The sequence below is a fragment of the Streptomyces sp. NPDC051662 genome (assembly GCF_040681655.1).
In the GTDB taxonomy this organism is placed as follows: domain Bacteria; phylum Actinomycetota; class Actinomycetes; order Streptomycetales; family Streptomycetaceae; genus Streptomyces.
In genome coordinates this window covers 146,578-166,257 of record NZ_JBFAZD010000007.1, presented here as the reverse complement: position 1 = coordinate 166,257, position 19,680 = coordinate 146,578, and the positions used below count along the sequence as shown (strand labels likewise).

At 69.2% G+C, this 19,680-nt stretch carries 20 protein-coding genes; 13 read left to right on the top strand and 7 right to left on the bottom strand.

What is annotated here, in order from left to right:
* Window positions 1-126: 126 nt before the first annotated feature.
* The 4 genes from AB0M67_RS14575 to AB0M67_RS14560 all read left to right on the top strand — a co-directional run bounded on the left by AB0M67_RS14575 (window position 127) and on the right by AB0M67_RS14560 (window position 3,635).
* Window positions 127-1,119, top strand: a complete 993-nt coding sequence (locus tag AB0M67_RS14575; protein ID WP_365745693.1) for a glycosyltransferase family 2 protein — start codon at window positions 127-129, stop codon at window positions 1,117-1,119.
* A 90-nt stretch (window positions 1,120-1,209) separates the two neighbouring features.
* Complete coding sequence (locus AB0M67_RS14570) at window positions 1,210-2,754, top strand: DUF6056 family protein (RefSeq protein ID WP_365745692.1); 1,545 nt, start codon at window positions 1,210-1,212, stop codon at window positions 2,752-2,754.
* A 96-nt stretch (window positions 2,755-2,850) separates the two neighbouring features.
* On the top strand, window positions 2,851-3,162 hold the full coding sequence (locus AB0M67_RS14565; protein WP_365745691.1) for an SCO5918 family protein: 312 nt from the start codon (window positions 2,851-2,853) through the stop codon (window positions 3,160-3,162).
* Window positions 3,163-3,257: 95 nt separating this feature from the next.
* Window positions 3,258-3,635, top strand: a complete 378-nt coding sequence (locus AB0M67_RS14560; protein WP_365745690.1) for a hypothetical protein — start codon at window positions 3,258-3,260, stop codon at window positions 3,633-3,635.
* A gap of 118 nt (window positions 3,636-3,753) precedes the next feature.
* Here the strand turns inward: AB0M67_RS14560 and AB0M67_RS14555 are convergent, their stop codons facing one another.
* Together AB0M67_RS14555 and AB0M67_RS14550 are read right to left on the bottom strand one after the other, a co-directional pair.
* A complete protein-coding gene (locus AB0M67_RS14555) occupies window positions 3,754-5,307 on the bottom strand; it encodes a DEAD/DEAH box helicase (protein ID WP_365745689.1) in 1,554 nt (517 codons plus the stop codon).
* Between the two features lie 281 nt (window positions 5,308-5,588).
* Window positions 5,589-5,792, bottom strand: a complete 204-nt coding sequence (locus AB0M67_RS14550) for a cold-shock protein (RefSeq protein WP_014061102.1) — start codon at window positions 5,790-5,792, stop codon at window positions 5,589-5,591.
* A gap of 337 nt (window positions 5,793-6,129) precedes the next feature.
* Between AB0M67_RS14550 and AB0M67_RS14545 the strand changes: the two genes are divergently transcribed.
* The 4 genes from AB0M67_RS14545 to AB0M67_RS14530 all read left to right on the top strand — a co-directional run bounded on the left by AB0M67_RS14545 (window position 6,130) and on the right by AB0M67_RS14530 (window position 10,386).
* Window positions 6,130-6,762: a DUF6629 family protein gene (locus AB0M67_RS14545; RefSeq protein ID WP_365745688.1), complete on the top strand. Its 633-nt coding sequence runs from the start codon at window positions 6,130-6,132 to the stop codon at window positions 6,760-6,762.
* A gap of 161 nt (window positions 6,763-6,923) precedes the next feature.
* The gene (locus tag AB0M67_RS14540) at window positions 6,924-7,622 is read left to right on the top strand and encodes a beta-glucanase (protein WP_365745687.1); all 699 of its coding nucleotides are present in this window, start codon (window positions 6,924-6,926) and stop codon (window positions 7,620-7,622) included.
* 45 nt (window positions 7,623-7,667) lie between these two features.
* The gene (locus AB0M67_RS14535) at window positions 7,668-9,581 is read left to right on the top strand and encodes a glycoside hydrolase family 15 protein (RefSeq protein WP_365745686.1); all 1,914 of its coding nucleotides are present in this window, start codon (window positions 7,668-7,670) and stop codon (window positions 9,579-9,581) included.
* Between the two features lie 82 nt (window positions 9,582-9,663).
* On the top strand, window positions 9,664-10,386 hold the full coding sequence (locus tag AB0M67_RS14530) for a VOC family protein (protein ID WP_365745685.1): 723 nt from the start codon (window positions 9,664-9,666) through the stop codon (window positions 10,384-10,386).
* A gap of 18 nt (window positions 10,387-10,404) precedes the next feature.
* Here AB0M67_RS14530 and AB0M67_RS14525 read toward each other — a convergent pair whose 3' ends face one another.
* Window positions 10,405-11,487, bottom strand: coding sequence for a DUF475 domain-containing protein (locus tag AB0M67_RS14525; RefSeq protein WP_365745684.1), 1,083 nt, complete (start codon window positions 11,485-11,487; stop codon window positions 10,405-10,407).
* Between the two features lie 113 nt (window positions 11,488-11,600).
* Here AB0M67_RS14525 and sthA point away from each other — a divergent pair, with 113 nt between their 5' ends.
* A complete protein-coding gene (gene sthA / locus AB0M67_RS14520) occupies window positions 11,601-13,004 on the top strand; it encodes a Si-specific NAD(P)(+) transhydrogenase (protein ID WP_365745683.1) in 1,404 nt (467 codons plus the stop codon).
* 40 nt (window positions 13,005-13,044) lie between these two features.
* Here sthA and AB0M67_RS14515 read toward each other — a convergent pair whose 3' ends face one another.
* Window positions 13,045-13,179, bottom strand: coding sequence for a hypothetical protein (locus AB0M67_RS14515; RefSeq protein ID WP_365745682.1), 135 nt, complete (start codon window positions 13,177-13,179; stop codon window positions 13,045-13,047).
* A 579-nt stretch (window positions 13,180-13,758) separates the two neighbouring features.
* Here AB0M67_RS14515 and AB0M67_RS14510 point away from each other — a divergent pair.
* From AB0M67_RS14510 to AB0M67_RS14495, 4 genes are read left to right on the top strand one after another with little or no spacing between them, the layout of a single operon-like run.
* Window positions 13,759-15,486 (top strand): ATP-binding protein, encoded by a 1,728-nt coding sequence (locus AB0M67_RS14510; protein ID WP_365745681.1) that lies wholly within the window; start codon window positions 13,759-13,761, stop codon window positions 15,484-15,486.
* Between the two features lie 2 nt (window positions 15,487-15,488).
* Window positions 15,489-15,899 carry a roadblock/LC7 domain-containing protein gene (locus tag AB0M67_RS14505; protein ID WP_030353840.1) on the top strand — a complete coding sequence of 137 codons (411 nt, stop codon included), beginning with the start codon at window positions 15,489-15,491 and terminating at the stop codon, window positions 15,897-15,899.
* Window positions 15,896-16,261, top strand: coding sequence for a DUF742 domain-containing protein (locus AB0M67_RS14500; RefSeq protein ID WP_365745680.1), 366 nt, complete (start codon window positions 15,896-15,898; stop codon window positions 16,259-16,261). Before AB0M67_RS14505 ends, AB0M67_RS14500 begins: the two co-directional genes overlap by 4 nt.
* Window positions 16,239-16,847, top strand: coding sequence for an ATP/GTP-binding protein (locus tag AB0M67_RS14495; RefSeq protein ID WP_365745679.1), 609 nt, complete (start codon window positions 16,239-16,241; stop codon window positions 16,845-16,847). Before AB0M67_RS14500 ends, AB0M67_RS14495 begins: the two co-directional genes overlap by 23 nt.
* Window positions 16,848-16,957: 110 nt before the next feature.
* On the opposite strand, the gene AB0M67_RS14490 is transcribed toward AB0M67_RS14495, so the two are convergent.
* The 3 genes from AB0M67_RS14490 to AB0M67_RS14480 are packed head-to-tail and all read right to left on the bottom strand — an operon-like array spanning window position 16,958 to window position 19,511.
* Complete coding sequence (locus tag AB0M67_RS14490; protein WP_365745678.1) at window positions 16,958-17,743, bottom strand: amino acid ABC transporter ATP-binding protein; 786 nt, start codon at window positions 17,741-17,743, stop codon at window positions 16,958-16,960.
* Window positions 17,740-18,633: an amino acid ABC transporter permease gene (locus AB0M67_RS14485; RefSeq protein ID WP_365745677.1), complete on the bottom strand. Its 894-nt coding sequence runs from the start codon at window positions 18,631-18,633 to the stop codon at window positions 17,740-17,742. The genes AB0M67_RS14490 and AB0M67_RS14485 overlap by 4 nt, the downstream gene beginning before the upstream one ends.
* A complete protein-coding gene (locus AB0M67_RS14480; protein WP_365745676.1) occupies window positions 18,630-19,511 on the bottom strand; it encodes an ABC transporter substrate-binding protein in 882 nt (293 codons plus the stop codon). Before AB0M67_RS14480 ends, AB0M67_RS14485 begins: the two co-directional genes overlap by 4 nt.
* Window positions 19,512-19,680 lie beyond the last annotated feature (169 nt).

Below are 19,680 nucleotides of genomic sequence, written 5' to 3'. Positions count from 1 at the left end.
TACGGGCGGGATCGGGTAACGCCCCCTCAACACCACGAAAAGCACCGCACATCAACGGTTTCCCCTCGCGACCCGTTCCCTTTCGGTGCCCCTTCCTTCCCGCCCACCACGGGTATGTGGAGTGAGATGACGACCCCTCAGATTTCCATTGTCGTACCGTGTTTCAACGAGAGCGAGGTGCTCGGCACCTTTCACACCGCTCTGCTCGCCGCGCTCGAACCGACCCGGCAGACTTTAGAGATCTGCTACGTGGACGACGGCAGCGTGGACGGCACCAGACGACAGCTCAGCGAACTGGCGGCGGCGGACGCACGCGTCCGCTACACCTCCTTCAGCCGCAACTTCGGTAAGGAAGCCGCGATGCTCGCGGGACTGCGCATGTCCCGTGGCGACGCGGTGGTGCTCATGGACGCGGATCTCCAGCACCCCCCGGAGCTGGTGCCCCGCATGCTGGAGCTGCACCGGCACGGCTACGACCAGGTCGTGGCGCAGCGCGACCGCGCGGGCGAGAGCGCCCTGCGCACCGCGCTCAGCAGGGTCTACTACCGGCTGGTGCGGCGCTGTATGGATGTCCATGTCGTCGACGGGGCGGGTGATTTCAGACTGCTCTCGCGCCACGCCGTGAACAGTGTGCTGTCCCTGCCGGAGAGCAACAGATTCTCCAAGGGAATCTTCTCCTGGATCGGCTTCGACACGGCGAGCTTCACCTACCGGAATGTCAAGCGCGCCGCGGGCACCTCGAAGTGGGGCGGCCGGAATCTGCTGAACTACGGCATCGACGGACTGCTCTCCTTCAACAGCCGCCCACTGCGTCTCGCCATCCATACCGGCCTCTGGCTCTTTCTCTCCGCGCTCGTCTACGCGCTGTGGATCATCGCGAATGTCGCCCTCAATGGTGTGGACGCGCCTGGCTATACGACGCTCATGACCGCCATCGTGGCGCTGAGCGGAATTCAGCTCGCCACGCTCGGCGTCATCGGCGAATACGTCGGGCGGATTTACCACGAGGCGAAGCGCCGTCCGCACTATGTGGTCCGGGAAACGGAATCGACGCGCACGTCCTTTCCGTCCGGTGCGCCGTCGGCGGCTTCCGTGGGACAAGCCCGTTCGGAGCGATAAGGCATCGGCGGGCGGTCGCGGTTCCGCCGGATACGGAACGTTTCCGTCCGCTCCCGAAAGCCCGTCCCCTCTCGAAAGGCAGTGGTGTCCATGGCCGCGGGCGCGTCGAGCGTCGCCATCCCGGAACAGCCGGGCGAAGAACAGCCGGGCGAAGGAACCGGGCGGAAGCGGGAGAACGGCCGCGGATCATCCGTACCACCCGCGATTTCCGCGCGTTCATGGCCGGGATACGCGGTACTGGGCCTGCTGACACTGCCTCTGGGTCTTCTCGCGTCGGCCTTCTGGCTCGGCCGCCATGTCCGTCCCAGCGCGGACGAGTGGTGCTTTCTGCCCAGCGTGCGCGATCACGGCATCGCGGCGCTGGTCGGGAAGTTCTACTTCACGGACAACGGACGGCTCGGCAATGGCCTGCTGGTCGGGGTGTACGCGAAGTTCGGGGTCGCGGGCCACCAGTGGTTCGGCCTGGTCAGCGGTGTGGTGATGCTGGGGCTGCTGTGGGCCGTGACCGTACTGCTGCTGCGCCTGGCGGGCCGGACGGCGCCGCGCGGAGTACCACTGTTCGTCGCGTCGATGGTGACGGTGGTGTTCCTCTTCGCGAGCCTCAACACGTACAAGACCTTCTACTGGCCCGCCTCCTCCGTCTCGCACACCGCCGCACCGGTACTGGCGTGCGCGGCGGCGGTGCCCCTGCTGTGGGCCCGATCGCGCCGGGGACGTGTCGTGGCGGCGGCCTCCGCGCTGGTCGTGGGCGTCTTCCTCGGCACACTCTCGGAGGAGACATCGGTCGTCGCACTGGTCGTGCTCACGGCCCTGCTGCTGCTCAACCGCCGGATCCTCGCCCCCCGCGTACGGGCCCGCGCGCGCGTCTGGTGCCTGGCCGGTGTGGCCGGGATCGGGACCGGCACACTGCTGCTGGTCACCTCCCCCGGATCACGCAACCGCCGTGCACGGTACGACGCGGGCACCGCCTCGATGTTCGCGCCCGAATCGCTGGCGGACTCACTGGACGGGTACCTGGACATCCTCGGGACCCTGCTGACCACCTGGCCGTATCTGGGCGCCCTCGCGGCCGGTGTGCTGCTGGCGCTGCTGACCGGGAGCAAGGAAGGGCGCGCTCCGGCACTGCTGCCGTGCCGCCCGCTCTTCCTGCTGGGCGCGGGCACCGTCACCTTCCTGGTCGCCGGATACCTCTGCACGGTCATCACGTACCCGCTCTTCGGCTCGCATGTGGTGGTCGCGCCCCGGACCTGGAACGACTACCTCCTGCTGTATGTCGCGCTGCTGGTGGGCGCCGGAGCGCTCCTGGGCCGGGCGCTGCGGGGACACACCGGGCGTACGGGCGTCGTCGCGACAGCCGCCGGGGCGGCGATGTGCGTCGCGGTGTGCGTCGGACTCGCTTTTCCGCTCGGCGAGTTGGGCGAGAACATGCGGGTACGCGCCGAGAAGTGGGACCACCAGGACCAGTGGCTGCGGGAGCAGGCGGCGCGGGGCGCGCGGGTTCTCCCGTACAGGCCGCTGTCCGTCAGCGGGATGGGGGAACCGTTCGGGCACCACGGAAACAGGGTCTGGCCGGCCCGCTGTGTCGCCGACTACTACCACCTGAAGCGGATCACCTACTCGGAGAGACTTCCCTGATGCCCCTCCGATCCCGCCACCGTCACCGTCTCCCCCACGCTGGTTCTTGTGGGATGCTGAACTCTCCGCACGTCCCCTTCTTCCCCCCGAGGCACTATGCGCTGCGTCATCGCCCGCTTCCCCTTCGAGCTGGTCAAGAGCGAGGTGCAGCAGGCGATGAAGGGCATCAAGCCCGAACCCATCACCGGTGAATCCGTGGTCATCGGCCGCCGCGCCTACCCCGTCAAGCAGGTGGGGGAGGTCATCACACGGCAGGACCGCCGCGACTTCACCTCCTTCGAGGTGACCAGGGCGCTGACCCGGCTCGGCTTCACCTGCCACGCCGTCCCGGCTCCCGCCGCCGTCGCCCCGGAGCCGCTCACCCCGCTCGAAACCGCCACGGCGCTGCTGGGCCCCGACGTGCGGTGATACACGCCGGACTGATCACTCACGCGCCGGACGGCCCGCGGGCGGTGTTTCATACGCTCACTCAGGGCGCCGCCCGCGTAGTAGAGTCGGCGCCCATGTCGAAGCCTGATCATCTGCTTGTTGACATCGCCACCACCGTGGAGTCCGAGCAAAGCAATCAGATGTCCCTCACCGTGGTCGTCCAGGGCGCCGTCATCACAGGACGGCTGGCGCCGGAAGTTGTGTGGAGGGAGCGGGTCGCCGAGGTCCTGGAGGACTCCGAGCGACTGGGGCCGTTCGCCGCCGTCTTCGGACCGGCCGGCGCGGATGCCCGCTCACCGCGACCGGACGAGCCGCCCACCCATCTGCATTTCCATGTCGCGCGAATCCTCCAGGGAAGTCTCGGGATCCCGGAGACCGGCGGTATGTACCGCATCGCCATCGGGGATGTGAACGCCTGGACGGTGGGAGACCTCAGCTACTCCGACGACTGAGACCCGCCGCTCCCCCTCCGAACCCCCTCGGGCCGTGTCGGTCGGCCCGGCACACCACAGCGGAAGAGCCCCGGTACCAGCTGGTACCGGGGCTCTTCCGCTGAGTTCGGCCGACCGGTCAGGCGGCGCTGTTACGGGGCGACTGGCGCTGCGCGCCGCCGGTGCGCGCCTTGGACGCGGAGCCGGCCGAGCCGCGGCGGCCCTGGCCCCCGCGGCCACGGCCACGGGACTGGGAGGGACCGCGCCCGGCCCGCTCGGGGACCGGCGCGGTGATGGTGACAGGAACACCCGAGGGCGCCTGGGCACCCGTGATACGGCTCAGTTCCGCCTCGCCCGAACGGACCTGGGCGGTCTGCGGGGTGATACCCGCGTCGGCCATCAGCCGGTTCATCTCGCGCCGCTGGTTCGGCAGGACCAGCGTGACGACACTGCCGGACTCGCCGGCCCGTGCGGTACGCCCGCCGCGGTGCAGATAGTCCTTGTGGTCGCTGGGCGGGTCGACATTGACGACGAGGTCGAGATTGTCGATATGAATGCCGCGGGCCGCCACATTGGTGGCCACCAGCACCGTGACATGGCCGGTCTTGAACTGCGCGAGGGTGCGGGTGCGCTGGGGCTGGGACTTGCCGCCGTGCAGCGCGGCGGCGCGTACACCGCTGTTCAGCAGATGCTCGGTGAGCCGGTCGACGGCGTGCTTGGTGTCCAGGAACATCAGCACCCGGCCGTCCCGTGCCGCGATCTCGGTGGTGGTGGCGTACTTGTCGGCGCCGTGCACGTGGAGTACGTGGTGCTCCATCGTGGTGACCGTGCCCGCGGACGGGTCGACGGAGTGGACCACCGGGTCATGGAGATAGCGACGGACCAGGAGGTCGACATTGCGGTCGAGAGTGGCGGAGAACAGCATCCGCTGGCCCTCGGCGCGTACCTGGTCGAGCAGCGCGGTGACCTGGGGCATGAATCCCATGTCGGCCATCTGGTCGGCCTCGTCGAGCACCGTGATGGCGACCCGGTCCAGCCGGCAGTCACCACGGTCGATGAGGTCCTTGAGCCGTCCCGGGGTGGCGACGACGATCTCCGTGCCGCCGCGCAGCGCGCTGGACTGCCGGCCGATCGACATACCGCCGACGACCGTGGCCAGCCGCAGCTTCAGCGACCTGGCGTACGGGGTGAGCGCGTCGGTGACCTGCTGGGCCAGCTCCCTGGTCGGGACGAGGATCAGGGCGAGCGGCTGCTTGGGCTGAGCGCGCTGTCCGGCGGTACGGGCCAGCAGCGCCAGACCGAAGGCGAGGGTCTTGCCGGAGCCGGTACGCCCCCGGCCGAGCACGTCCCGGCCGGCCAGCGAGTTGGGCAGGGTGGCGGCCTGGATCGGGAAGGGCTCACTGACCCCCAGGCCGGTGAGCGTCTTGAGGAGCTCGGACGGCATGTCCAGATCGGCGAAGGACGTGACCGCGGGCAGGGCCGGGGTGAGGGTGACCGGGAGGGCGAACTCGCCCTTCGGCGCGGCGGGGCGCCGCCCGGAGCCACCGCCGGAACGGCCCGGGGCGCCGGAGCGCCCCTGGGAGCCGGCGCGGCCGGTGGCGCCCGAGCCGAAGCGGCTGCCCCGGCCGGAGCCGGCGGCGCCGCCCGTACGGGTCCGGGAGTAACGGTCGTTCGTGCGTGCTGCGCGGTTCATTCAGAACCTTTCTCGATGGGCACGTATCGAGAATTCTTGGCAGGAAATCCGCACAAAGAATCGCAAGAACGAGCCGATACATACAGAGACCAGAGCCGCGCCGGGGCGGTAAACAGCCGGAACCGTGCATCGCGTTCCGTACACCGTCAACGTGCACGGAACGGGCTCTGTGAAAACGCGGGAAAACAGCGGGAACGTGGGAAACACAGGAAATATAGAAAAACAACGAGCTGGGGCCCGCCTTTCCAGGTGCGGACCCCAGCTACGTCATGAATTCAGCGTCAGGCGGGAACGATGTTCTCCGCCTGCGGGCCCTTCTGGCCCTGCGTGACGTCGAAGTTCACCTTCTGGCCCTCCTGCAGCTCGCGGAAGCCCTGGGCGGCGATGTTCGAGTAGTGGGCGAAGACGTCGGCGCCGCCGCCGTCCTGCTCGATGAAGCCGAAACCCTTTTCCGCGTTGAACCACTTGACGGTGCCACTGGCCATGTTGATCTCCTTCGGGGCATTTAGCCCGGAGGTCCGCACTGTGCGGACCCCACGTCACTGCGATGATTACCCCGTCCGGAGAATACCCGGAAATACAAAAGCGCACCCACCGGCACATAAAGCCGGTAAGAGCACTTGAAGTCTTTGGGAACCACAACCGCAACTGAGATCAACAGTAGCACGGCGCGAGCGGCCGGGCACAGCGGGCATTATCACTCCGCCCGCCCTGCCACAAATCTTCATCGTTCATCAAGCTGATTTCTGCGTCAGCGACCACAGATATTGGCGCCGCGCGGGCGGCCGGGCGGGAAACGGTCCGACGCGTACCGTGGTACGGGTGTGCTGGAGTGCGACAGCCGATCTTGTGGTGGGCGCCGGTATCACCGTGGTCGGCGTGGCCTGTGTGGCGCGCGTGCGCAGGGCCCGTGATCTGCCGCTCGCCGCGCTGCCGCTGCTCCTGGGCGCCCACCAGCTCATCGAATCGGCCGTGTGGCGCTCGGGCGGCGGCGCGGGTCCGGCCACCCTCGCCTGGGCCGTGATCGCGCTGCCCGTCCTGGCGGTGTGGGTGCCGTTCGCCGTCCTGCTCGCCGCGCCCGCCCGGGCGCGGCGCCGGCTGATGGTTCCGGCCGCGATCGGGCTCGGCACCGCGGCGGCGCTGTCGTACTTCCTCGTCCATCTGACGGTGACGGCCGAGATCCGCGGCCATACCGTCGGGTACGCGCTCGGCCTCCCGCACACCCCGCTCTTCGTGGTGGCCTATCTCCTCGCCACGGTCGGCGCCCTGCTCCTGGGCGGCGATCCGACGGTGCGGCTGCTCGGCGTGGTCGTCGCGTACGGGGCGTTGCTGTGCGCGGCGTTCTGGCGGCTGGAGTTCATCTCCACCTGGTGCGCCCTCGCGGCGGTGGCGTCCGTCCTGGTTCTCGTGTGGACCCGGCGCTTCCCGGCGAGCCAGCGGCCACGCACCGGGTGACACACGGGGTGACCCACCGGTGACACACCGGGTGACATACGAACAAAGAGCCGCCCCCGCCCACACGGTCCGGCCACCCCCGCGCCCGGCCATGGATCCCTAGCATGGGAACGGCCGGCTCGCGCTCACCGCGTGGCCCGCTCCTCGGGAGGGGACGTCTCATGAGCAGCGGTACGGCCGACCCGTCCCGGACACCTCGGGGGCCTCGTACACCACGCTTCACCGCCGACTTCTCCTCCACGGAACAGTGGGTCGCGGGGCGCTCATGGGCGTATCCCGGCGGCGGGCCGACGAATCGGGGAGACAACAAGCTCGACCATCTCGTGCCCGACGCGGAGTACAGCCGCACCGGCGTCTTCCGGGCGACCCCACGCTCCGACGGCTACTGGAACACGGGACTGCTGACCACCGAGGGCAGCCCCCAGGAGTTCGCCCTCCGCACCGGAGACGTGCTGGAGACGCGCGTACAGCTGCCCACCGAGACCGGCGCGTGGCCCGCGATCTGGACCTGGCTGGACGGTGGGAACGAGATCGACATCTTCGAGTACCACCCAGACAACCCCCATCTGCTGGAGCTGTCGAACCGTGTCCGGGGCGGCGCGCGCTACTACACGCACCCGGCAATCGGCCCCGGCGCCTGGGTGGAGCTGAAGGTGGAGTTCCGGTCCTGGACCGTCGTCTGGTGGGTCAACGGCCGGCGCGTCTTCGCCGACGGGAGGGGGGTGGGCCGCGACTGGCGGGCCCATCTCATCGTCAATCTCTCCGTCTGCGCCGGTCGGTACCATCCCGCGCCCGAGCCGGGGGTGACCGCCATGTCGTACCGGGTCGACTATCTGCGGGTGTACGGCGCCCCCTTCTGAACCGACATGCGGGCCGGAGGCCGGTGCGCGAGACTCGACAGCACGATGAACGAGGACGCTCAGAAGACGGACACCCCGACCGGGGACGAACGGGACGAGACGTATCTGCCGATCGCCGAGCACGGTCTGATCGGGGATCTGCGGACCGCGGCGCTGGTGGGCACCGACGGCCGGATCGACTGGTTCTGCGCTCCCCGCTTCGATGCTCCCAGCGTCTTCGGGTCCCTGCTGGACGCGGAGCGCGGCGGCTGCTGGACCATTCGGCCGGTGTGCCAGGTCTCCACCCACAACCAGTTCTACTTCCCCGACACGAACATCCTGATCACCCGCATGCTCACGGCCGACGGCATCGTGGAGGTCCAGGACTTCATGCCGATCGTGCGGGAGCAGGACCCGCACCACAGGCAGCGGCTGGTGCGCCGGGTGGTCAACGTACGTGGCCGGATGCGGCTGGGGGTGCGGATCGCGCCGCGGCTGAACTACGGCCGTGACCGGCACCGGCTGGAGCGGATGCCCGACGGCGTACGGTTCATCGGCGACGTCCTCGCGCTGTCGCTGCGCTCCTCCGTCGCGCTGGAGCTCGACGACACCGACGCGTACGCGACGTTCGACCTCGCCGAGGGTGAGACCGCCCTGTTCGATCTCGAAACGGATTACGCCTCCGTGTCCCTCGCCGCGGACGCGGGCATCGGCGCCGCCACCGGGCCGGTCCCCTGCGCGGTCGACGCCGAGGCCGCCGAAGCGCTCTTCCTGGCCACCAAGGACTTCTGGCGGCGTTGGCTGCGGCAGTCCACGTACACCGGCCGCTGGCGTGAGACGGTCCACCGCTCGGCGCTGACCCTCAAGCTGCTGACGCATGAGCCGACGGGCGCCATCATCGCCGCGCCGACGCTCGGGCTTCCCGAACAGCTCGGCGGCGCGCGCAACTGGGACTACCGGTACGTATGGATCAGGGACGCCGCGTTCTCCCTGTACGCGCTGTTGCGGATGGGCTTCACCCAGGAGGCCCAGGGGTTCATCAGCTGGCTGGCCGAGCGGCTGCGGGCCGCGACGGACGGCAGGGTGGGTCCGCTGCGCGTCGTGTACTCGATCGACGGTCACGACCAGCTCCCCGAGGAGGTGCTCGGGCATCTGGAGGGTTACCGGGGCTCGTATCCGGTGAGTATCGGCAACAACGCCAGCGACCAGCGCCAGCTGGACATCTACGGCGAACTGATCGACTCGATCTATCTGTTCAACAAGTACGGCGCGGGTATCTCGCACGAGAGCTGGACGGATCTGTGCGAGATCCTGGAGTGGCTGCTGAGGCACTGGGACAGCGCCGACCAGTCCATCTGGGAGACCAGGGCGGGCCAGCAGCACCACACGTACTCACGGCTGATGTGCTGGGTCGCCGTCGAGCGCATGATCAGGATGGCGCGCCAGCGCGGACTGCCGGGCGATCTGGTCCGCTGGACGGCCGCCCGGGACGAGATCTACCACCAGATCATGGAGCGGGGCTGGGATCCGCGGGCCCGTACGTTCGTCCAGCGGCTCTCGCTCGACCCCGGCCGGCCTCCCGAGAACATCCTGGACGCCTCGCTGCTGCTGATGCCCATGGTCAAGTTCATCTCGCCGGTCGATCCGCGGTTCCTGTCCACCGTCGAGGCCATCGCCGACCGGCTCGTGATGGACAACCTGGTGTTCCGCTACGACCCGTCGCAGGCGCCGGACGGGCTCGACGGCTCCGAGGGCACGTTCTCGATCTGTTCGTTCTGGTGGGTGGAGGCGCTCGCCCGCACCGGTGAGGTGGAGCAGGCACGGCTGGCGCTGGAGAAGATGTTCACCTACGCCAACCATGTGGGCCTGTACGCCGAGCAGATCGGGCTGACCGGTGAGCATCTCGGCAACTTCCCGCAGGCGTTCACCCATCTCGCCCTGATCAGCTCGGCGATCAACCTCGACCGGGCGATGGGCTGAGGGCCCGACCGGAAGGGAGCGGACAGGAACCATGCCGGCCTCACATCACCCCGTATCCGGGGCCCCCTGCTGGGTGAGTCTGATGGCCCGCGACCTGGAGGCGGCCCAGACCTTCTACGGCGCAGTCCTCGGCTGGACCTTCCGGCCCACGGCCCTGGGCGACGAGTTCAGTCTCGCGCTCGACCACGGCGCGGCGGTCGCCGGGATCGGGGCTCTCGCTCCGAGTCTCCAGGCCGCGGTCGCCTGGACCCCGTACTTCGCCGTCGACGACGCCGACCTGGTCGCAGGCCGTATCCGGGAGCGGGGCGCGACCGTGGCGGTCGGGCCGCTGCCCATGCATACGGGCCGTGCCACCCTCGCCGCCGATCCGGACGGCGCGGTCTTCGGCCTCTGGGAGGGCAGGACCGTCGCCGGCTGGTCCGTGGGGCGGGGCAGCGCGCCGGCGCGGCTGGAGCTGCGTACCAGGGACGCGTTCGCCGCCGCCATCTTCTACGGACAGGTCCTCGGCTGGGGGTCGGTGGAGAAGGAGGGCCCCGAGGTCCACTACGAGGACGATCAGGTGCTGGTGCGCGACGGGGCGCACACGGTCGCGGCGCTGCGCGGCGGAGCCATCGAGAGCGCACCGAACCCGCAGATCAGACCGCGCTGGCATGTCTACTTCCGGGTGGCCGACGTGAGCGCCGCCACGCGGGCCGCCGCCGAGGCCGGAGGGGTCGTCGTCACTCCGCCGGGGCTGACCAGGGCCGGGGAGGAGGCGACCCTCCGTGACCCCGACGGCGGCCTTTTCACCGTCACCTCGGGGTGAAGGCGCCGCTCTCAGGGGTCACGCGGCCAGACGGGCGTTACGACGGACCGAGGACCAGAAGGACCAGCCGATCAGCACAACGCCGACGAGACCGGTGATGAGTTCGCTGATCTGGTACTGGATGGTGATGAGCAGGATCAGCGCGAGCGCCCCGATGGCGTAGTGCGCGCCGTGCTCCAGATAGACGAAGTCGTCGAGTGTTCCCTGCCGGACCAGATAGACCGTGAGCGACCGGACATACATCGCCCCGATGCCGAGGCCGAGGGCCATCAGCACGATGTCGTTGGTGATGGCGAAGGCGCCGATGACCCCGTCGAACGAGAACGAGGCATCGATGACCTCCAGATACAGGAACATGAAGAACGCCGCCTTGCCGGAGAGCGCGATCGCCGAGCCGGCTCCGCGCTTCTTCTCCGCCTCCTCGACCCGTTCCTCCTCGTCCTCGATGCGGTTCTCGAAGAAGCGGGAGAGCCCGCCGACGATCAGATAGGTGATGAGCCCCGCGAGCCCGGCCGTCAGCACCGTCTGAGCCTTGTCCGCGTGTGCGCCGCCGTGCTGGTGGGCTTGGGTGGCGACCGTCATGGACGCGACGAGCAGCACGATCAGCGCGACACAGACCGAGAGCATGTCGACCTGGCCGAGCTTGGCCAGTGGCCGCTCCAGCCATGCCTGCCACTTGATCTCCCGGTCCTCGAAGATGAAGTCGAGGAAGATCATCAGCAGGAAGATGCCACCGAAGGCCGCGATCGACGGATGGGCGTCCGTCACCAGCTGCTGATAGCGGTCCTTGTCGTTGATGGCCAGATCCACCGCCTTGACCGGGCCGATCTTGGCGGTGAGGGAGACGATCAGGACGGGAAAGACGAGCCGCATGCCGAAGACGGCGATCAGCACACCGACGGTGAGGAAGATCATCTGCCAGAAGGCGCTCATCTTCTTCAGGATCCCGGCGTTGATCACCGCGTTGTCGAAGGAGAGCGAGATCTCCAGGACGGCGAGGATGGCGACGATCCCCAGAGCGGCCCAACCGCCGTACAGTCCCCCGACGGCGAGGCCCGCCGCGGTGACGACAAACGCCCATCTGAATGTTCTCAGAATCACTGTTTATCCATTCCTCCTCGGTGGGACGGGCCTTCCCCTCGGTGAGGCCCGGTCAGGGTCTCACCGAGAAGCCGGCTCTTCCCGGAAACACGCACGACTGACAGACTCCTCCCGTGCCCGACTTCGACATGCTTGTCATCGGATCAGGACCGGGCGGCCAGAAGGCCGCCATCGCGGCGGCCAAGCTCGGTCGCAGGGTCGCTGTGATCGACCGCCCCGACATGGTCGGTGGTGTCTCCATTCATACCGGAACCGTCCCGTCCAAGACCCTGCGCGAAGCGGTGCTCTATCTCACCGGGCTGGCCCAGCGGGATCTGTACGGCCAGAGCTACCGGCTCAAGGAAGAGATCACCGTCGCCGATCTGACGGCACGGACCCGGCATGTGGTCGGCCTGGAGGTCGATGTCGTACGCAGTCAGCTGGCCAGGAACCAGATCACACTGCTCGCGGGCACCGGCCGGTTCATGGACGACCACACGGTCGCCGTACGGGACGCCACCGGCCAGGACCGGCTGCTCACCGCGGAACACATCGTGATCGCCACCGGCACCCGGCCGGCCCGCCCGGCGAGCGTCGAGTTCGACGACCGTACGGTCCTGGACTCGGACAGTGTGCTCAGCATGGAGAAGGTGCCCCGGTCCATGGTGATCGTCGGCGCCGGCGTCATCGGGATGGAGTACGCGTCGATGTTCGCCGCCCTCGGCAGCAGGATCACCGTGGTCGAACAGCGCGCGGGAATGCTGGACTTCTGCGATGTCGAGGTGGTCGAGGCCCTCAAGTACCGGTTGCGGGATCTGGCCGTGACATTCCGCTTCGGCGAGACGGTGGCGGCGGTCGAACGGCACGAGGCGGGCACGCTCACCATCCTGGAGAGCGGGAAGAAGATCGCCGCCGACGCCGTGATGTACTCCGCCGGGCGCCAGGGACTGACCGATGAACTCGATCTCGGCAAGGCGGGTCTCTCCGCCGACGGGCGTGGCAGGATCACGGTCGACGAGCATTACCGCACCGAGGTTCCGCATATCTACGCCGTCGGTGATGTCATAGGCTTCCCCGCCCTGGCCGCGACCTCGATGGAGCAGGGCCGGGCCGCCGCGTACCACGCGTGTGACGAGTCGGTTAATCCGATGCACCATCTCCAGCCGATCGGTATCTACACCATCCCGGAGATCAGCTTCGTCGGCCGGACCGAGGACCAGCTGACGAAGGAGCGGGTGCCGTTCGAGGTCGGTATCTCCCGCTACCGCGAACTGGCCAGGGGCCAGATCGTCGGCGACGCGCACGGGGTACTGAAGCTGCTGGTGTCCCCGGAGGACCGCCGGCTGCTCGGAGTGCACTGCTTCGGCTCGGGGGCGACGGAACTGATACATATCGGCCAGGCCGTGATGGGGTGCGGCGGTACGGTCGACTACTTGGTGGACGCGGTGTTCAACTACCCGACGCTCGCCGAGTCGTACAAGGTCGCCGCTCTCGATGTGACCAACAAGATCCGCGAGATCGACCGCATGAAACGCTGATCGGACCGCATCAAGCGCCGATCGAACGGCGGGCGCGCTGCTACGGCTGCTCGCCCACCATGACGTGGGCGCCCGCCATGACGTGGGCGCCCGCCATGACATGGGCGCCCGATTCGGGCCGGCGCGACAGGCCGAGCGTCCAGGTGGCGTTGCCGTCCGCCGGCTCCTTGAGCATCCGAACGTGACGGGGTTCCGACGTCCTGTCAGCACCTCGTCGACGGCGGACTCCTGACCGGTCAGCCCGATCCGGTAGCGCACCCGTCCGCGTGACACCGGGCCTACTGACCTTTGCCGTTTCTTTGCTTTCATGAACAACTGTCGCCCAGGGAACCCCGAAGGGGATACACGAGGCCCCCGACACTCTTTCGCGCGCCCCCGGAGCCGGGGCGGCACGAGGGACGGACCGCCTCGCCAGAAGGGTCGCGCGGGGCGCACGGACCCGCGCTCGACCAGGGCGATCATGCACAGAACAACACCGGCGTGCGCCCACCCGCGTACCACATCGTCGTCACTACCAGTGGCCCCGATATGACCTCAGGAGAGGCCGGGCGGAGATACGATCCCCCAACAACGTCTGGTGAAGAGGTAGTTCAACCCGTGATCAAGTCGCATGGCCTTGGTGGGACTGAGATACCCCGCCGACCGACACCCTCGCACCCGGCAGTCGTACCGGCTCCGCGCCGCCCCCACTCCCCGTGACCATTGCCGGGTGAATCCTCCGCACCACATTTCTCAGCCAACTCGAAGGTTCCCCATGGCACGTTCCCCCGCGCCCTCCCCCCGCTCCCGCAGGTCGCCGTGGCTCTGGCCGACGACCCTGCTGGCCGCCCTCGCCGCATTCGCTGTCGCGATCGTGCCCATAGCGCACCTCGGCACCGGCGCGGCCATGGCCTACGGCGTGGTCGTGCTGCTGGTCCTCGTCTCCCTGTCGGTGCTGCGCGCACAGCACCGGCGCGCCGAGTCCGACATGGTCCGCCACGGCGACGAGACACGGGAACGGGATGCGGACGCGGCCCGTCGCGACACCCGCTGGCGCTCCCATGTCCAGCACCAGGCCGAGCTGGTACGGGAGGAGGTCGAGCATCTCGTCAAGGAGCGGCTGCCCGCCGCACTCTCCAGGACGGAGATCCCCGGCCCGCTGCATGGCCCCGAGCGGCTGGGGGAAGGGGTCACCGACTGGTTCGGCCGGCTGCTGACCGAGGTCGCCGAGGCGGTGGACCACCGCGAGGAGTCGCAGCGGCTCGCGCTGGTCGAGCTGGCCAGCCGGGTACAGACCTCGGCACACCGGATCCAGGCCGCGGTGACGGGGCTGGCGGACCGCTATCCCGGTGACGCCGATCTGCTGGAGACCACCATGCAGGTGGATCACGCGGCGACCCAGCAGGCCAGGCACGCGCAGAGCCTCAAGGTGCTCTGCGGCGAGTGGCCGGGACAGCAGTGGCAGAAGCCGCTGGCGATGGTGGACGTGGTCAGGGCCGCGTCCGGACGGATCGTGGCGTACAAGCGCATCGAGGTCACCGGCGATCCGGACGTCGGGGTCACCCCGTCGGTCGTCGAACCCCTGATCCATCTGCTCGCCGAACTGCTCGCCAACGCCACCGAGTACTCACCGCCGCGTACGGGTGTGCCCGTGACCGTACGTACGGTGCAGCGCGGCGCGGTCATCGAGGTGGACGACGGCGGTCTCGGCATGGACGAGTACCGGCTGGCCGAGGCGCGCGAGATCGTCTCCGGCAGCCGGCTGCTCGGGGTCGGCGAGGTCGGCGAGATCCCGCAGACCGGCTTCCCGGTCGTGGGCCGGTTCGCCGACCGGCACGGCTTCCAGGTCGATCTGGGCCCTTCACCGTACGGCGGTGTCCGCGCCGTGGTGCTGGTGCCCACGGGGGTGCTGGAGACCCTCGCCCCCGCCGGTACCACCGCGCCCGTCCCTCCCGTACCCCAGGTACCCCACGTGCCCCAGCCCAGCTCAGCGCCCGACGCGACCGGTACCCCGCCGGAGCGAACCACCTCCGGGGACGGACTCGTCGCCGACCGGCCGGCCGCCGCTCGGCCGACCGTCGCGGAATCCGCCGTCTCCGAAACCGCCGCCCCTGAAACCGCCGCTCCCGAGTCCGCCACGACCGTGCCCGTCGCTTCCCGGCCCGCCGCCCCCGAAACCGCCGCGGCTCCGGCACCCGATGTGTCGGTGCCCGCCGCGCGCGACGCGACGGTCCAGGACGCCCCGGCCTCCGGCGTGTCGGCCCTCCCGTCACGGAACGGCCGTCGGCTCCCCCAGCGCCGTTCACGGCGCGACGAGTACGCACCCGCGGTCGAGGCGGCCCCCACCGCCCTCACACCGCCGGGCACACCGGAACAGGCCGGTGACTGGATGGAGCAGTTCTTCGAGGGCGGCCGGACCGTCCCGGCGTCCGGCTCCGTCCCGTACGAGGGCCAGGACGGCTCTTCCTCCCCCACACCCGATTCACCGGAAGGACTGACGTGAGCATGAGTTACGTGGAGAACCCGGAGCAGCGCGGCTGGATGATCGCCGAGGTCGCCGCGGTTCCCGGGGTGCGCGAGGTGATCGTCTTCAGCGCTGACGGACTGCTGCTCGCCAGTTCCGAGGGGATGAACCGGGACTCCGCCGACCGCCTGTCGGCGAACTGCTCGGGTCTCCAGTCCCTGGCCCGCAGCCTGGGCCGGGAGTTCGGCGAGGACGGCGGAGCCGTCCATCAGCAGATGGTGGAGTTCAACGGCGGGTTCCTGTTCATGCGCAGCGCCAACGGTGCCCATCTCGCGGTGGTGACAGGACCCGTGGTGGACCCGAAGCTGGTCGCCCGTCAGATGCAGGCGCAGGTCATGAAGATCGGCGCCGGCAATCTGAGCAGCCCGCCGCGACAGGAGTCCGCGCGGTGAGTGAACCGGACGGTGAGTACGCGGCCAGTGCGTTACGTCCCTATGTGATTACCAAGGGACGCTCCAGGCCCTCCCGTAACACCATAGGGGTCGAGACCCTCCTCATCGCCATCGATCCCCCGCGCGACGTTCCGGTCTCCGCTACGCGGGAGGAGCGCGCGCTGGTGCGGATGTGCGAGCGGCTGCTCTCCCTGGTGGAGGCCGCCGCCCATCTCGAACTGCCGGTGAGTCTGGTGAAGGTGCTGGCATCCGATCTCGTCGACAGTGGCCATCTCTCCGCGCGCTCCGGCGTTCCGCAGGCCGTTCTGCCCGACTCGCAACTGCTTCAGGAGGTACTGGATGGTCTCCGTCGGCTCCGCTGACCGCTACTTGCCCGACACGGTCCAGCAGGCCGTCAAGATTCTCGTGGTGGGCGCTTTCGGCGTCGGGAAGACCACCCTGGTCGGCTCGGTCAGCGAGATCGCTCCGCTGCGCACGGAGGAGGTGATGACGGAAGCGAGTATCGGCGTGGACGATCTGGCCGGTATGAGCACCAAGACCACCACGACGGTCGCCATGGACTTCGGCCGGATCACCCTCAACTCCTGGCTGGTCCTCTATCTGTTCGGCACCCCCGGGCAGCGACGGTTCTGGGATCTGTGGGACGGCCTCGCGGAGGGCGCCCTCGGTGTGCTCGTCATCGTCGACACGAGGCGGCTGGAGGACAGCTTCGACGTCCTGGAGCAACTGGAGCTTCGGGGACTGCCGTTCGCGGTGGCGGTCAACCAGTTCCCGGACAGCGAGGAGTACGGGGTGGAGGAACTGCGCGGCGCGCTCGACCTGTTGCCGGAGACACCCGTGGTGATGTGTGACGCGCGTGAGCGTGCCGCTTCGGTGGACGCGCTGATCAGCCTGGTCGAATATGTGTCGAGCGTCGGTGCGGTACGTGCTAGAGAGACCGCTTCATGAACCGCTCCTCGCCGCTCGCCCCGCCCCCGGCGCTCGCCCCGCCGCCTGTGTGCCCGGCCCAGCCCTCCTCCCCGGCCCCCGATAGAGCCGTCCCGGTCGGGCCGGACCTGTCACAGCCGGCCCGCCTCGACGATCCGCCGGAGGAAGCGCCTCGTACGCTCCTGCCGCGGATTCCCGAACACCTCCTGGGGCGTGCCGCGTTCCAGTACCACGCCGTTGTCCAGGAAACACACCTGGTCCGCGACCTCACGGGCGAAGCCCATCTCATGGGTGGCCAGCACCATCGTCATCCCGTCGCCCTTCAGGTCGCGCACGACCGAGAGCACCTCACCGACGAGTTCGGGGTCGAGCGCCGCCGTGATCTCGTCCAGGAGCAGCAGCCGCGGCCGTACCGCGAGCGCGCGTACGATCGCGGCGCGCTGCTGCTGACCGCCGCTGAGCCGGTCCGGGTACTCCCCCGCCTTGTCCCCGAGACCGAGCCGTTCCAGCAGTTCGCGCGCCCGCGTCTCCGCCTCCTCGCGGGAGACGCCGAGGACCCTGCGCGGCGCGAGCGTGATGTTCCGGAGGACCGTCATATGCGGGAAGAGGTTGTACGACTGGAACACCACCCCGATACGCCGGCGCACCGCGTCCGGGTCGGCCCGCGGGTCGGTGATCTCCTCGCCGTCGAGGAAGATCGCGCCGTCGTCGATCTCCTCCAGCAGATTGGCGCACCGCAGCAGGGTGGACTTGCCGGAGCCCGAGGCGCCGATCAGCGCGGTCACGGTGTGCGGGGCCACATCGAGACTGACATCGCGCAGGACGACCCGGTCCCGTCCGAAGGTCTTGCGTACGGACTCCAGACGCAGCACCGGTCCGTCGCCGCCGCCCGGCGCGCGGACGTCGTGGGCCGTCATACGGTTCCTCCCTGGACGCGCCGGCGGTCCATCCGGGCCGTGACCCAGTCCGTGAAGCGGGTCATCGGGATCGTCAGCGCGACGAAGACGAGGCCCGCGACCACATACGGCGTGTAGTTGAAGTACTTTCCGGCGATGATCTGCGCCGCGTACACCGCGTCCACGGCGCCGGCGATCGACACGAGACCGGTGTCCTTCTGAAGCGACACCAGGTCGTTGAGCAGCGGCGGCACGACACGCCGTACGGCCTGCGGAAGCACGACGTACCGCAGCGTCTTGGCACTGGACAGTCCCAGCGAACGGGCCGCCGCCCGCTGGGAGGGGTGTACGGACTCGATGCCCGCCCGGAACACCTCGGCGACATACGCGGAGTACGTCAGGACCAGCGCCGTCCCGCCCAGCAGTACCGGGTCCGTGGTGACACCCTCCAACCGCAGCGCCGGGACCCCGAAGACGACCATGAGCAGGCAGATGATCAGGGGCAGTCCGCGGAAGAAGTCCGTGTAGGCGGTGGCCAGGGCGCGCACGGGGAAGAAGACAGGACCGCGCAGGGTGCGGGCGACGGCGAGCAGCAGTCCGAGCAGCAGGACGCACACCCCGCAGATCGCCAGCAGCCGCAGATTGAGGAGCAGTCCGTCGAGGACCTTGGGCAGGGCCATCCGCGCGTACTCGGCGCTGAAGAAGGTCTCGCGGGTGCGCTGCCAGCCGGGCGAGCCCGTGATGACGAGGAACAGGACCACGCCCGTCACGAGGGTGGAGAGCGCGGCGACGGCGATGGCCCGGCGGGCGCGGGCGCGCTTGTACCGCTCGCGCGCGATCCGCCGCGCCGAGGGCGTGTATGTGTCCTCGCCGCTGTCCTTCGTCAGCCCGACGGTGTTCGAGGAGGTCACTTGAGCACCGGGGCGTCCACGGCGTCGGCGAGCCACCGCTTCTCCAGCGCGGCGAGCGTGCCGTCCGCCCGCAGCCCGTCGACGGCCTTGCTGACACAGGATGTGAGGGCGCTGCCCTTGTCGAGGACGAGCCCGAACCGCTCCGCGGTGCCGGCCGACTCCGCGAACTGGCCGACCACCTTCGCGTCCGGCACCTCCGCCGAGGTGATGTAGAAGGCCGTGGGGAGATCGACGACGATCGCGTCGACCTGACCGTTGCGCAGCGCCGACTTGGCGAAGTCGTTCTTCTGGTAGACGGCGGGCTGACTCGTCGGCTTGATGACCTGGTTGATCGTGTCGAGGCTCGTGGTGCCGACCTGCGCGCCGAGCTTGGCGCCCTTGAGCTCGGCGGCGGTCGTGGCCTTGGCGTACGGGGAGTCCTTCAGCGCGATGACGGCCTGCCGTACGTCGTAGTAGCCCGAGGAGAAGTCGACGGCCTTCTCGCGCTCGTCGCTGATGGAGATCTGGTTGATGTCGAAGTCGAAGTTCTTCTCGCCCGGCGCGAACGAGTTGTTGAACGGCACGGTCTGCCAGACGACGTGGTCCTTCCCGTAGCCGAGCGCCTTGGCCACGGCATACGTCACCGCCGACTCGAACCCCTTGCCGCTCGCCGGGTCGTCGTCCTGGAACCAGGGCGCGTAGGCCGGCTTGTCCGTACCCACCGTCAGCTTCCCCTTCGCTTCCGTGGGCAGTGCGCCCGGGTCGCAGGAGGACGCGGCGGACCCGGACGCGGACGCGTCGGCCCCGGTCGAGGTGTCCTGCGGGGCGCAGGCCGTGGTGACGGCGATGACGAGGAGGGCGGGAAGCGCGGGGAGCAGGCTTCGGGCGGTGAGGTGCATGGCGGGAGAGTGGCACCGCGCGGGGGGATCTGTCGAGATCAGGGCATTGCGATCGCATGAATTCCGCCGGTGGGCGGGCCCGCGTGGCCGGGATCCGCCCCTCGCGCCCCCGGCACCCCGCGCGGCATCCCGGCCGGCCCGTGCGGCACCCGCCGTCCGGCGGACGATC